Annotated in this window: 12 protein-coding genes; 9 read left to right on the plus strand and 3 right to left on the minus strand. The window is 66.7% G+C overall.

The window, feature by feature from the left end; all coding sequences use genetic code 11:
• Positions 1–106: 106 nt before the first annotated feature.
• Complete coding sequence (locus tag A6A05_RS13615; protein WP_068502137.1) at positions 107–1,195, minus strand: patatin-like phospholipase family protein; 1,089 nt, start codon at positions 1,193–1,195, stop codon at positions 107–109.
• Positions 1,196–1,289: 94 nt separating this feature from the next.
• On the opposite strand from A6A05_RS13615, the gene A6A05_RS13620 reads away from it, so the two are divergent.
• From A6A05_RS13620 to A6A05_RS13660, 9 genes are all read left to right on the plus strand, one after another.
• Positions 1,290–2,240 (plus strand): AEC family transporter, encoded by a 951-nt coding sequence (locus A6A05_RS13620; RefSeq protein WP_068502140.1) that lies wholly within the window; start codon positions 1,290–1,292, stop codon positions 2,238–2,240.
• Complete coding sequence (gene rnr / locus A6A05_RS13625; RefSeq protein ID WP_068502143.1) at positions 2,237–4,453, plus strand: ribonuclease R; 2,217 nt, start codon at positions 2,237–2,239, stop codon at positions 4,451–4,453. The genes A6A05_RS13620 and rnr overlap by 4 nt, the downstream gene beginning before the upstream one ends.
• Positions 4,454–4,483: 30 nt before the next feature.
• Positions 4,484–6,034 (plus strand): S41 family peptidase, encoded by a 1,551-nt coding sequence (locus A6A05_RS13630; protein ID WP_068502146.1) that lies wholly within the window; start codon positions 4,484–4,486, stop codon positions 6,032–6,034.
• 239 nt (positions 6,035–6,273) lie between these two features.
• On the plus strand, positions 6,274–6,987 hold the full coding sequence (locus A6A05_RS13635; protein ID WP_068502151.1) for a LuxR family transcriptional regulator: 714 nt from the start codon (positions 6,274–6,276) through the stop codon (positions 6,985–6,987).
• 122 nt (positions 6,988–7,109) lie between these two features.
• On the plus strand, positions 7,110–7,754 hold the full coding sequence (locus tag A6A05_RS13640; protein WP_068502154.1) for an acyl-homoserine-lactone synthase: 645 nt from the start codon (positions 7,110–7,112) through the stop codon (positions 7,752–7,754).
• Positions 7,754–7,963, plus strand: a complete 210-nt coding sequence (locus tag A6A05_RS13645; RefSeq protein ID WP_068502158.1) for a hypothetical protein — start codon at positions 7,754–7,756, stop codon at positions 7,961–7,963. The genes A6A05_RS13640 and A6A05_RS13645 overlap by 1 nt, the downstream gene beginning before the upstream one ends.
• Complete coding sequence (locus tag A6A05_RS13650; protein WP_068502160.1) at positions 7,941–9,293, plus strand: aspartate aminotransferase family protein; 1,353 nt, start codon at positions 7,941–7,943, stop codon at positions 9,291–9,293. Before A6A05_RS13645 ends, A6A05_RS13650 begins: the two co-directional genes overlap by 23 nt.
• Positions 9,294–9,304: 11 nt before the next feature.
• Positions 9,305–9,550, plus strand: a complete 246-nt coding sequence (locus A6A05_RS13655; protein ID WP_068502163.1) for a hypothetical protein — start codon at positions 9,305–9,307, stop codon at positions 9,548–9,550.
• Positions 9,538–9,921, plus strand: coding sequence for a GntR family transcriptional regulator (locus tag A6A05_RS13660; protein ID WP_068502166.1), 384 nt, complete (start codon positions 9,538–9,540; stop codon positions 9,919–9,921). Before A6A05_RS13655 ends, A6A05_RS13660 begins: the two co-directional genes overlap by 13 nt.
• Before the next feature lie 12 nt (positions 9,922–9,933).
• On the opposite strand, the gene A6A05_RS13665 is transcribed toward A6A05_RS13660, so the two are convergent.
• On the minus strand, positions 9,934–11,211 hold the full coding sequence (locus A6A05_RS13665; RefSeq protein WP_068502169.1) for a family 4 glycosyl hydrolase: 1,278 nt from the start codon (positions 11,209–11,211) through the stop codon (positions 9,934–9,936).
• A 149-nt stretch (positions 11,212–11,360) separates the two neighbouring features.
• Entirely contained in the window at positions 11,361–13,376 is a 2,016-nt protein-coding gene (locus A6A05_RS13670) for an ATP-binding protein (protein ID WP_082910963.1), read from the minus strand.
• Positions 13,377–13,408: the final 32 nt, after the last annotated feature.

Genomic DNA, 13,408 nt, shown 5'->3' on the forward strand with positions numbered 1-13,408 from the left:
GGCACGCGACGGACGCGACCTGGGCCCCACCCGGTGGCGACCCCTGGCGTCCTCGACAGAACAGACAATGATGTAAGGGACTTTCCGCGTCCCGCAATGGCCCGATTCACCGGGCCAGGACTTGGTCGCAGATGGATTTGGTGTCCCAACTGGACCGGGTCCCCAGGCTGGCCTTGATGTCGGGCCACATGGTCTCGAAGGTCTGGCGCCCCAGGTCGCGCAGATGGACCAGGAAGTCCCAGGCCGGCGCGTCCTTCGAGGTGATGCCCATGGCCGAAAGGTCGGCATCGGCCTCGATCCGGTGCAGGTTGACGCGGCGCAGGCCGGCCTCGGCCTTGACGTGGCCGGCATCGATCAACTGGTTCAGGGTCTCGATGGCGTGGACCTCGTGGACCAGGCTGGCCGATTGGGTGATCTCGCCGAGGCGGTCCATGATCTGGCGCGGCCCCCTGGGGACGCCGTCCCGGTGCAGCGGCGACAGCGTCACCAGCAGCAGGTCGTCGCAGCCGACCGTGCGCATATGATCGACCAGCGGGGCCAGCGGCGGATTGCCCATGACGCCGCCGTCCCAGTAATGGCGGCCATCGACCTTCACGCTTTGGACCGCGGGCGCCGAGGCCGACGCCTTCAGGGCATCGGGCGAGACCGCGCCATCGACGAACAACTGGCGGCGGCATTCCTCGATGTCGGTGGCGGCGACCATCACCGTCGGGATGCCCTTTTCCGGCCGGGCCAGGATCGCCGGCAGATCGGGAAACACCGTGCGCATCACACCGGCCAGGTAATTGCCGATACCGATATCCGGCGGCGCCAGGCTGGCGGCGGCGACGTCGGCGAAACGGGCCGCCGGGCTTTCGTCGATGTTCCAGCTGGGCGACAGGCCGATGGTGGCGACGAACGGATTGCCGCCCCAGAAGGCGGCCTGCGCCAAAGTGCCCCACAGATGCTCGATCTTGGCGCGGGCGGCCTCGGCCAGGCGCTTGTTGCGCGCTGCGGCGGGGCCGGAAAGCGCAGCCCCCTCATGCATGCCATAGGCGAGCGCGGTGGCGTTCAGCGCCCCGGCCGAGGCCCCCGACAGGCCGGCCAGTTCGACCGAGCCCTTGGCGACTTCGGCCAGCAAGCCTTCCAGCACGCCCCAGGTGAACGCGCCATGCGCGCCGCCGCCCTGCAGCGCCAATGCGATCTGCCGTGCCATGATGGGGCCTCCCCTGATGATTTTTATGTGGGAAAAAGCCTACGCCAAGCCCGGCCATTGGGCAATCGCGGCGAAATTCTGCTAAGGTCCGCCCATGTCGTCGATCCTGGCCGCGCTGGCCCCTATCTTCCTGCTGATCCTGCTGGGGCACCTGATCCGGCGCACCGGATTCGTGGCCGAATCCTTCTGGGCTTCGGCCGAGAAGCTGACCTATTTCGTGCTGTTCCCGGCCCTTTTGATCGCCAACCTGGCCGAGGCCCGGCTGGACGGCCTGCCGGTCGCCATGATCGCTGGGTCCCAGGCCGCCGCCATCCTGACCATGGCCGGCCTGATCACCGGGGCCGCCGCCTTGGGCTGGCGGGCCGGGCTGGATGGCCCCGGGTTCAGTTCGCTGTTCCAGTCGATGATCCGCCCCAACACCTATGTCGGTTTCGCCGCCGCCGCCGGCCTGTACGGCGCCCACGGCGTGACGCTGACTGCCATCTGCGTCGCCATGGTGGTGCCGCTGGTCAACCTGTTATCCGTGCTGGCCCTGCTGCACTGGACCGGCAACGGCCGGGGAAGCGGCTGGCGGCTGGTGCTGCCGGTGATCAAGAACCCGCTGATCGCCGCCTGCCTGGTCGGCATCGCCCTTAACATGACCGGGATCGGCCTGCCGCCGATCATCGGGCCGTTCCTGAAGATCCTGGGCCAGGCGGCCCTGGCCATCGGCCTGTTGGCGGTGGGCGCAGGGCTTGAACCGGCGGCGGTCAGGAATGGCGGCATGTCCATGGGCTGGGCCGTGGCCGGCAAGCTGGTCGGCATGCCGTTCCTGGCCGGGCTGATCGCCTGGGGATTGGGATTGCGCGGCACCGAATTGGCGGTGTCGGTGCTGTATGCCGGCCTGCCGGTGGCGCCCAACGCCTATGTGTTGGCCCGCCAGATGGGCGGCGACGCCAAGCTGGTGGCGGCGATGATCACGCTGACCACCCTGGTGGCCGGCCTGACCCTGCCGGTGGCGGGCGTGGTGGCGCAATGGGCCGGGTCTGCTATAGTCGGGCCATGACCAAGCCGCATCGCCCCAAGAAGGTTCCCCTGCCGTCGAAGCAGGAAGTCCTGGATTTCATCCGCTCGCAACCCGGCCGCATCGGCAAGCGCGAGCTGGCGCGCGCCTTCAACCTGAAGGGCGCCGACAAGATCACCCTGAAGGCGATCTTGAAGGAACTCGAGCATGACGGCACCGTCCAGCGCGGCGCCAAGAAGCGCTTCGCCCGCCCCGGCGCCCTGCCCGAGGTCGCGGTGGTCGAGATCACCGGCACCGACACCGACGGCGAATTGCTGGCCCGCATGGTCGGCTGGGACCAAGAGGGCCGCCCGCCCCGCATCTTCATCGCACCCTGGAGCCGGGGCGACCTGACGGTGGGCGTCGGCGACCGCGTGCTGGCCAAGCTGCGCCGCGTCAGGGACGACGCCTACGAGGGCAAGCCGATCCGCGTTGTCGGCGAGGCGCGTGCCCGGGTGCTGGGCGTGTTCGAGATGCTGCCCGACGGCACCGGCCGCATCCACCCGACGTCGCGCAAGGAAAAGGCCGATTATCTGGTGCCGCGCGGCGAATCCGCCGGGGCCGAGCCCGGCGAACTGGTGCTGTGCGACCTGCTGCCCGGCCGGGTGTTCGGTCTGCGGCCGGTCACCGTCAAGGAACGCCTGGGCCGGCTGGGCGAGCCCAAATCGGTGTCGCTGGTGGCCATCCACGCCAACGACATCCCCTTCGTCTTTCCGCCCGAGGCGGTGGCCCAGGCCGCCGCCGCCGGCCCTGCCGAGATGGCGCACCGGGTCGATCTGCGCGATATCCCCCTGGTCACCATCGACGGCGAGGACGCGCGCGATTTCGACGACGCGGTGTGGGCCGAGCCCGACACCGACCCGGCCAATCCCGGCGGCTGGCATTGCATCGTCGCCATCGCCGACGTGTCGTGGTACGTGCGGCCCGGCGACGCCCTGGACCGCGAGGCCTTCAAGCGCGGCAATTCGGTCTATTTCCCCGACCGCGTCGTGCCGATGCTGCCCGAGGAACTGTCCAACGGCTGGTGCTCGCTGAAACCCGACGAAAATCGCGGCTGCCTGGCGGTGCATTTCTGGCTGGACAAGGATGGTCACAAGAAGCGCCACCGCTTCGTGCGCGCCATGATGCGGTCCGCCGCCCGGCTGACCTATGCCCAGGTCCAGGCCGCCCGCGACGGCACCACCGACGAGTTGACCGGCCCGTTGCTGGCCCCGGTGATCACACCGCTTTACCAAGCCTGGGCCGCCCTGCTGGCGGCGCGCTTGCGCCGCGGCGTGCTGGAACTCGACATCCCCGAGCGCAAGGTGGAAATCGATGCCGCCGGCAAGGTGCGGTCGATTTCGCCCCGCCCGCGCTTCGACAGCCACCGGCTGATCGAGGATTTCATGATCCAGGCCAATGTCTGCGCGGCGGAAGAGTTGGAGCGGGTCAACAAGCCGTGCATGTACCGCATCCATGACCAGCCCAGCATCGAGAAGCTGGACGGCCTGCGCGAGTTCCTGAAGTCGATGGATCTCAGCCTGCCCAAGGGCCAGGGTGTCAAGCCCGGCCAGTTCAACCTGATCCTGGAAAAGGTCAAGGGCAGCGTCCACGAGGTCCTGGTCAACGAGGTGGTGCTGCGCAGCCAGGCCCAGGCGGTCTATTCCCCCGAGAATATCGGCCATTTCGGCCTGGGTCTGGCCCGCTACGCCCACTTTACCTCGCCGATCCGCCGCTATGCCGACCTGTTGGTCCACCGCGCCCTGGTGTCGGGGCTGAAGCTGGGCGACGGCGGCCTGCCGCCCGATTGCCTGCCGGAATTCCCCGGTTGGGGCGAGCATATTTCCGGCACCGAGCGCCGCGCCGCCGCCGCCGAGCGCGAGGCGGTCGACCGCTACGTCACCGGTTTCCTGTCCGACCGGGTCGGCGCCACCTTCGCCGCCAAGGTCTCGGGCGTCACCCGCTTCGGCCTGTTCGTCACCCTGGCCGAGACCGGTGCCGACGGCATCATCCCCATCGCCCAGTTGCCCGACGATTACTGGCAGCACGACGAAGCCCGCCATTGCCTGGTCGGCAGCCGCACCCGGCGGATCTGGCAATTGGGTCAGGCGCTGAACGTGGTGCTGACCGAGGCCAACACCCTGACCGGCAGCATGGTCTTCAAGATCGAGGGCGAAACGCCCCGGGGATCCAGGCCTGCGAAAAGTCTGTACCGGAGCCGACGTCCCCGGTCATAATCCGCCCATCATTCCCCTGGAAACACACCCGTGCCCCACACCTCGCCCGCCCGCTGGTTTTCCGCCGCCCTGTTGGTGCTGGCAGGCGCCTGCGCGCCGGTCGGCCACCAGAAGGGGGGCAAGAGCGCGGTGGATTTCGGGGGCGCGGAACGGACCTTCGCCTTCGCCTACACCGCCATCGTCGAGCGTCATCTGGACACGGTCAGCCCCGGTGCCATCGCCTTCGAAGGCATGCGCGGCCTGGGCAGCATCGACCCGGAAATCGGCATCACCCGCGACGGCGCCAAGGTGATGCTGACCGCGGCGGACCATGTGGTGGCCGAATATCCGGCGCCGGCCGAGACCGACACCAAGGGCTGGGCTCGGCTGACCGTCACCGCCACCTTGGACGCCCGCAACCTGTCCGACACCCTGCGGGCCGTCGATACCGAGCGGGTCTATGAAGCGGTGTTCGATTCGACCTTGTCGAAGCTGGACGTCTTCTCCCGCTATGCCGGCGCCAAGGAAGCCCGCGAGCACAGGAACAGCCGCAGCGGCTTCGGCGGCATCGGCATCCGCTTCGACCTGGTCGATGGCGAGGCCGTGGTGTCCGAGGTGGTCGATGAAACCCCGGCCCAGGCCGCCGGCCTGATGCTGGCCGACGTCATCACCCATGTCGATAACGAGCGGATCGCCGGCCTGTCCAAGGACGAAATTTCCAGACGGCTGCGCGGCCCGGTGGCCAGCCGGGTCACCGTCACGGTGCGGCGCGGCTTCAAGCCCATCGAGACCTCGATGGCCCGCGCCCTGATCGTCGCGCCCACCGTCTTTGCCACCTTGAAGGACGGCGTGGCGGAATTCCGCATCACCAGCTTCAACCAGAAGACCGCCGCCAGCCTGACCGCGGAACTGACCAGGTTGCGCGCCGAAGCCGGCAATCAGTTGAAGGGCGTCCTGCTGGACCTGCGCGGCAATCCCGGCGGGTTGCTGGATCAGGCGGTCGCCGTCGCCGACCTGTTCATCGCCCAGGGGCCGCTGGTCTCGACCAAGGGCCGCCATCCCATGGCCAGCCAATCCTATGATGCCCGCCCTGGCGATATCGGCGAGGATCTGGCCGTGGTCGTTCTGGTCGATGGCAAGGCCGCCTCGGCCGCCGAGATCGTCGCCGCCGCGCTGCAAGATGCCGGCCGCGCGGTGTTGATCGGCACCAATTCCTACGGCAAGGGTTCGGTGCAGACGGTGATCAACCTGCCCAACGACGGCGAGATGACCCTGACCTGGTCGCGGTTCCACGCCCCCTCGGGTTATGCCCTGCACGGGCTGGGGGTGTTGCCGGCCTTGTGCACCAATCCGGCCGGCGGCCTGGCGCGGTCGGAAGAGGCGCTGACGGCCAACCTGGCCCAATGGCGCCAGGCACCGGTTGATGACGAGGCCACCCGCAAGCAATTGCGCGCCCTGTGCCCCGCCCAAACGCGAAGCGAGGCCGACGGCGACCGCATCGCCGCCCACCGCTTGCTCGAGGATCCCGGCGCCATCGGCCGTATCCTGGCCCTGTCCGGAGCCATCGACCCGACCTCGGTCGCGCACCGCCCGGGCCGCTGAGCCCGCCCGACAAGAACATTTAAGGACTACCACACGCACAACTATGCGCGGGCAATTGCGCGCGTTGAGTTTACTTGCCGTTATTGATCAAAATTCAACTGAGCCCCCTGTTTGTATACAATGCGGAACGGGAATGTTTTTATTTGCATGCAACTCCTGTGATTTTGCATACTCAGGTCGGCCCGCACCCGAGCGCGCCCCACGGCCCGACCTAGTTTCGATCCTCAGGGTTTTGCTTGATGCCCGTCACCGAAGCACTTACGGCGCTTGATGCCGCCCAGACCACCGACGACCTACGCGGAATTGCGGACAATGTCGTGCGCCGGTTCGGTTTCGGCGGTTTCACCTACCATCTCTATCGGCCGGGCGTCGGCAGCCTGGTCTATATCGGTGACTGGCAGCCGGAATGGCTTCAGCGCTACGAAGACAAGGGCTATATCGACATCGATCCGGTGGTCGAGCAATTGCTGCGCACCGTCACCCCCTTCCTGTGGACCGACACCGTCCTGACCCGCGAGGTCAACGCCCCGGAACGGGTGGTGCTGAACGAGGCCCGCGCGTTCAGCATGAAGGCCGGCGCCGAGATTCCGGTTCACGAACCAGGGCTTGGCTGCGCCACCTTCTCGCTGTTCTCGGCGTCCGAGGCGACCTTCACCGAGGCGTGGTCGCAACACCGCCACAACATGCATATCTTCGCGCTCTATTTTCACCAGCGCTACGTCAACCTGCTGGAGTTCGACGGCACCGAGCAGCCGCCGCCACTGTCCAAGCGCGAACGCGAGTGCCTGGCCTGGACCAGCCGCGGCAAGACCGCCTGGGAAATCGGCGAGATTCTTCATATCTCGGAACGAACGGTGAAGGTCTATCTCGACACCGCCACCCGTAAACTGGGTTCGTTCTCGAAGCACCATGCCGTGGTCAAGGCGATCCTGAACCGGATCATCCTACCTTAAATCGGCAGCAGCCTTCTTACTTATAAACCATAAGTAGCACGCCATCGGCAATTCCGACGAATACCGCGTCGGAGGCCGTTCCGCTGTGATGAGCGCATCGCATCACAGGGAGCGGGCGCCACATGATCGTCGATCTCATCACTTCGCAAAACGCGGCGAGCAATCAGGGTCTGCTGCGGGAAATGCACCGTCAGCGCCACCGGGTGTTCAAGGAACGGATGGGCTGGGACGTCACCAGCATCGACGGCGAGGAACGCGACGAGTTCGATCGCCCCGACGCAGCCTATCTGGTGGCGACCGGCCCCAACGGCAAGTTGGTCGGCTCGTGGCGTCTGCTGTCCACCGAAAAGGACTACATGGCGCCCACCGTGTTCCGCCACCTGTTCGACGGCGCCCCGGTGCCGCGCTCGCCCAGGGTGTGGGAATGCTCGCGCTTCGCCGTTGAATCCACCGGCTATCCGCTGACCGCCAACGGCGTCGACCGGGCTACCGGCTGCCTGCTGGTGGCGATCTTCGAATGCGCCTTCACCTACGGCATCGAGGAACTGGTGACGGTGGTCGATATCGCCGTCGCCCGGTTGGTCCACCGTGCCTTGGACATGCATCCCTTCTGGCACGGCCAGGTCCACCGGCTGGGCAACACCAGGGCGATGGTCGAGCGTTATCCGGTCAACGGCGAGGTCGTGCATCGGCTGCGCCAGATGTACGGCGCCCCCACCCCGATCATTCGTCAGTTCGGCCTGTGGCAACTGCCCGAGGCTGCGTGATGACCACCCGCCGCTCGCAAGCAGCCCTGCGGCAGGAAGCCAAGGACCTTTGCCTGGCGGTCGATTATGTCGCCCGCCACGCCCAGCAAAGCGGATTCACCCTGGCCGCCCGCCTGCTCGAGGTGGCCGGGGCCATGATCTCGGAAGACAAGCGCCTGATCGCGCGCCCCAAGGGAAGGAAGACCGATGAACGCTCAAGCACTGCGTAAGCCCAGGATCAGCCGCCTGGAAGAAGCCCAGGCCGACCTGCACGCCCGCACCCAACGCTCGCGCAAGATGGCGGCCGACCGCTCGGAAGTCATCAACGGGGCCATGGCCGCCTCGGGCATCGCGCCGCCGCCGATCTTCATCGCCGACAACCAGGGCGCCACTTTCACCGACCTGGACGGCAATTCCTATCTCGACACCTGCATGGGCTTCGGCGTCCATGTGCTGGGCCACCGCCCCAAGGTGGTCGCCGACGCCATCAAGGCCCAGGCCGACAAGGGCTGGCACTTCAGCCTGCGCGGCGCCGACAAACTGGCTTATGCCCACCGGATCCAGGCGGCGTCGCCCACCAACCAGCGGGTGGTGCTGGCCAATACCGGCACCGAGGCGACCCTTTACGCGATCCGCGCCGCCCGCGCCCTGACCGGCAAGTCCAAGATCGCCCTGTTCGACATTTCCTACCACGGCGCCCACGACACCGCCCTGGTGTGGGCGGCGCCCGGCTCGACGCCCGAGCAGGTGGTGCCGATGACCCTGGGTCACGGCATCCCGGCTGCGGTCACCGACGACGTCTTGCTTCTGCCCTATCGTCATCCGCTGGCCATCGCGCAGATCCGCGCCCAGGCCCACGAATTGGCCGCCATCCTGGTCGAGCCGGTCCAGGGATCAAACCCCCAGGGTGATGTCGGCCAGTTCCTGGCCGAACTGCGCGCCGTCTGCGACGAATTCGGCATCATCTTGATCTTCGACGAGGTGCTGACCGGCTTCCGCCTGGGCTATCAGGGCGCGCAAGGCAAGTTCGGAATCGCCGCCGACATCTCGACCTACGGCAAGGTCGCCGGCGGCGGCCTGCCGATCGGCGTGGTCGCCGGCAAGGCCGACCTGATGGCCGCCTTCGGCGACTTCACCGTGGCCAAGGGCATCTTCTTCGGCGGCACCTTCTCGGGCAATCCGATGAGCATCGCCGCCGGCCTGGCCGCGCTGAGCGAATTGCAGTCCCGACCCGACATCTACGCCCATGTCGATCGCCTGACCGCCAAGGTCACCCAGGGCTTCAACGCCCATGCCGAGGCCAACAACTATCCGGCCCGGATCGTCAGCTGCGGCTCGATGTGGCAGGTGTTCTTCCAAAGCGAGGCGCTGTCGTCCTTCGACTATGCCGGCAAGGAAGCCGAAGGCGCCTTCTACCTGCATTGCCTGTCCAAGGGGTTGTTCATCCACGCCACCCACCGCTGCTTCTTCTCGGCGGCCCACACCGAGGCCGATGCCGACTTCATGCTGGACGTGTTCGCGCAAAGCCTGGCGGCGACCCGCGAAGACGGCCTGATCTGATGGAGCCCCCCATGACCCAGGATATCCGCTTCGCCTATGGCAACCGCCTGCTGCTGGGATCGGCCCGTAAACGACTGGCCGAGGCGGCGCAATTGCTGCAGCAGACGCAATTGTCGGCCGAGGCCAAGGCGGTGATCGCTACCTTGATCGACTGCGCCGACGACGCCATGGCCGATTGCCTGGACCACGGCGACAGAGTGGTCCGCGAGATGATCCCGGTCCGCGCCCGGGGAAAGGGGGCCGCATGCATTCGCTGATGCAAGACGGCGACGGCTGGCGCATCTCCGGCCCCGACGGCTCGGTGCGGCTGTCGGCCGATCAGGCGGTGCTGATGGCCCAGCACATCTTGCGGATCGAACAAGACGAGCCCGCCGCCCGCGGCAAGGTGGGCGACGACGCCTCGGAGACCCTGACGCAACGGGTGATCCGGCTGATCCAGGCCGACCTGGGCAGCGGCGCCTTCGTACCCGGCCAGCGCCTGGATGAAAGCTCGCTGGCCAGGCGCTATGGCGTGTCGCGAACCCCGGTGCGCGAGGCCTTGACCCAATTGGCAGCGTCCGGGCAGATCATCCGCATGCCCAGGCGCGGCTGCCGGGTCGCGGGGGCGAAGCTCGCGGCCGCCGAATGACCGCCGGAAATCTTACACGCAGGGGCGGATATAGGGCCGGTTGATTTCCCACAACTCGTCCAGCAGCGCCTGGGCGGCGGTGGTGGAATTGACCACCGGATCGACCAGCAGCGCCTGCAGCGCCAGCTCCTTCGAGGCGTGCACCGCCGCCTCGACGGCCAGTTGCTGGACGCTGGCCTGCACCGACAACAGCTTGGCGATCGGATCGGGCAGCGGACCCAGCGACACCGGATGAACCCCGGCCGAATCGACGATGGCCGGCACCTCGACCGCCAGATCGGCCGGCAGGTTGGGGATGGCGCCGCGATTATGCAGCACCGCCGATTCCAGATAGCGGTGGGAATTGTGCAAGATGGCCTCGATCACCTGGTCGGATCGCTCGGCCGGGCCGTGGCGCCATTCGTCGGGCAGCGGCCCGCCGGCCAGCACGCCTTCGATGGTGGTCTTCAGTTCGGCCCGCTCGCGCTCGTCGGCGGCGAAGTCGTAGCCGTGCTCGCCGCCCTCCCAGCCATAGGGGACGTATTCGCCCAGATGGTCATCGCTGCAGGTCGGCCAATAGCCGAAACTGTTCATCAGACGACGTGACAGCGGCTGGAAGGCGGGATCGAAGGTCTTTTCGATCTCGCGGAAGCGCGGATACAGATCCTCGCCGGTGTGGCGGTCGCGCATGCCCAGCACCCACTGGAAATGATTAAGGCCGGCACCCCACAATTCGAGGTCGAACCACGAGCGGTCCATCATGTGGCAAATGTCGCCCCGGGCCATGAAGATGCCGTGGCACAGGCCCAGGCACTTGATCTTGGAATATTTGGCCAGCGCCAGGACGATGCGGCTTTCCGGGTTGGCGTAATTGATCAGCAGCGCGTCGGGGCACAGCTCCTCCATGTCGCGCACGATGTCGAAGATCAAGGGCAGCGTGCGCATGGTGAAGAACAAGCCGCCGGGACCGCCATTCTCGCCCAGGGTCTGGCGGATGCCGTGCTTGCGGGGAATCTCGAAATCCATCTTCCACAGGCGATTGCGGTCGATCGCCACGGAATTGATGACGAAGCCTGCCCCGGCCAGGGCGGCACGGCGGTCGGTGGTGCTTTCGATGGTCAGGCCGGCGCCGCCCTCGCGGTTCATGATGCGGGCCAACGCGGTCATGCGCTCCAGCGCTTCCGGGTTGGTATCGACCAGGACCATGGTGCAGCCGGCCAGCGACTTGGTATTGAAGATGTCGCGGAAGGTCGAAAGCCCGAAGGACATCGAGCCGGCGCCGATGAACACGATACGCGCGTTGTTGGTCATGGCACGCCTCCCTCCGCCGTCAATTCGTCCCTCGCCGGGCGCAAACCTCCGGTTTGCTTGGCCGCGGCCGCAATGGCCGCTGAGCGGGCGCGATTGAATCCGATCGCCCCCCGCTCTCATACCAAGATAAGCGCGAAACGCCCCCCACGCTAGGCCTTGCCGGTCTCTGCCCTCTGGACATGGGCCGGAAGGGTGAAGATGAACGAGGTGCCCTGATTGGCCCCGGCAGAATCCACCCAGATGCGCCCGTCATGGCCTTCAACGATCTTCTTGCAGATGGCCAGGCCGATGCCCGAACCGCCGCTAAATTCATCGCGCCCATGCAGGCGCTGGAAGATGCGGAACACCCGGTCAAAATTCTCGCGCGCGATGCCGATGCCGTTATCGGTCACCGAAAACCGCCACGCCCCGGCCTCGCGGTCGGCGGTGACGGTGATGCGGGGCGGCGTGCCGGGGATGGCATATTTGACCGCATTGCCGATCAGGTTCTGGAACAACCTGACCATATCGTCCTCGGAGGCGAAAACCTCGGGCATATCGCCGACCTCGACCGCGCCGCCACGTTCCTCCAGCGCCACGCTTAATTGCAGGATCGCCCGCTGCAGCGCCTCGCCCGACGGGATCATCCGCTTGGGCGACGACATCCGGCCGATCCGCGACAATTGCAACAGATCCAGCACCAGACGGTCCATGCGGCTGGCGCCGTCCTTGGCGAAGCCCAGGAACTCGCGCAGTTCGGGGGCGCAGCCTTCGCCCAGGCGGCGCTCGATCAAGGCGATGTAGCTGCTGATCATGCGCAACGGCTCGCGCAGATCGTGGCTGGCGACATAGGCGAACTGTTCCAGCTCCTCGTTGGAACGCTGCAGCTTTTCCTGGACCTGGCGGGCGTCGGTGACGTCGAAGCAGGCCGACAGGAAGCCGGACGGCTTGCCATCAAGATCAAGCAGCGGCCGGGTGGTCTGATGGATCCACCGATACTCGCCGTCGGCCGCCATCAGGCGGTATTCACAATCGGCCGACAGCGTCACCACGCCACGATCGTCGGCATGCATGCCGGCAAGCCAGCCTTCGCCCTGTTCCGTCGCGTTATCGCGGCCGGTGAATTCCTTCCAGGTACGGTTGACTGAATCGCACAATCCGTCCAAGTCGGTGCGGCGGATCAGGGCCGGAAAGGTTTCCAGCACCCGCATGTAATAGTCGCGGGCCTGGGCCAGGCTCTCATGCGCCTGATGGCGCGCCCGCTCGCGCGAGCGACTGACCCGCACCAGCGCGATGGTGATGAATATGATCACCCCCAACAGCACAAAGTCGCCAAGAATACGCGCCAAGGCCGGCTTCAAGATGTCGGCGATCGAGGCGGTGACGCCGATGGTCAGTCCCCACGGCTCGACCGTGCGGATCGCCACCATGCGACGGACACCGTCAACGCCGCCGGTTGCCTCCTGAAGCGAGGCCGGCTTGCCCGAGGCGATATGGGCGACCATGGCCGGCGCCTGCGCCAATGACAGGCCGACGGCGTCGCCGTCCAGGTCGGGCGCGCGCGCCAGGATGATGTGATGGCGGTTGGATAGCGAGATGGCGCCCGACGGTTCCGAGGGCAAGGCGGCATCCAGCATGCCGGCGAAGATGGCCGGCGAAATCGCCGACACCACCACCGCCTTCAGCTTGCCGTCGTCGTCGTCGATGCCACGGGCGGCGAAGACGATGGTTCGATTCAACAGACCCTTGACCGGCTCACCGATGAACAAACCGTCGTCTTTGGGATTTTCACGGAAATAGGCCAGGTACGAGCGGTCGCCGACATTCTTGCCGACCAGATTGGCGGCGGAGGAATGCAAGATGGTGCCGTCGGGGGCGACCACGGTGATGGTCAGCGCCTCGGCATGGATCTTGGCCCGGGCGGTCAGATAGCGATGGAACGCCGGCGCACCGGGCGGGCCGGCCATCGCCAGTTCCGTGCCGGCGTCGGCCAACATGCGGTCGATCCCCAGGAACACCTGGTGGGTCCGCGCCTCGACCACGCGCGCCAGCGCTTCCAGCCGCTCGCGCGTGTCGGCCCGGCGGCTAGCGTAGATGTGAAAGACGTCCCACACCACCATGGTCAAGGTCAGCAAGACGACCAACGGGGCCCAGAACCAGTCTCGTCCCGGCAAACCAGACTTCATGCACCCCTCGGATCATCCGGACGTATGTAACG

This window comes from Magnetospirillum moscoviense, from assembly GCF_001650635.1.
GTDB lineage: Bacteria > Pseudomonadota > Alphaproteobacteria > Rhodospirillales > Magnetospirillaceae > Magnetospirillum > Magnetospirillum moscoviense.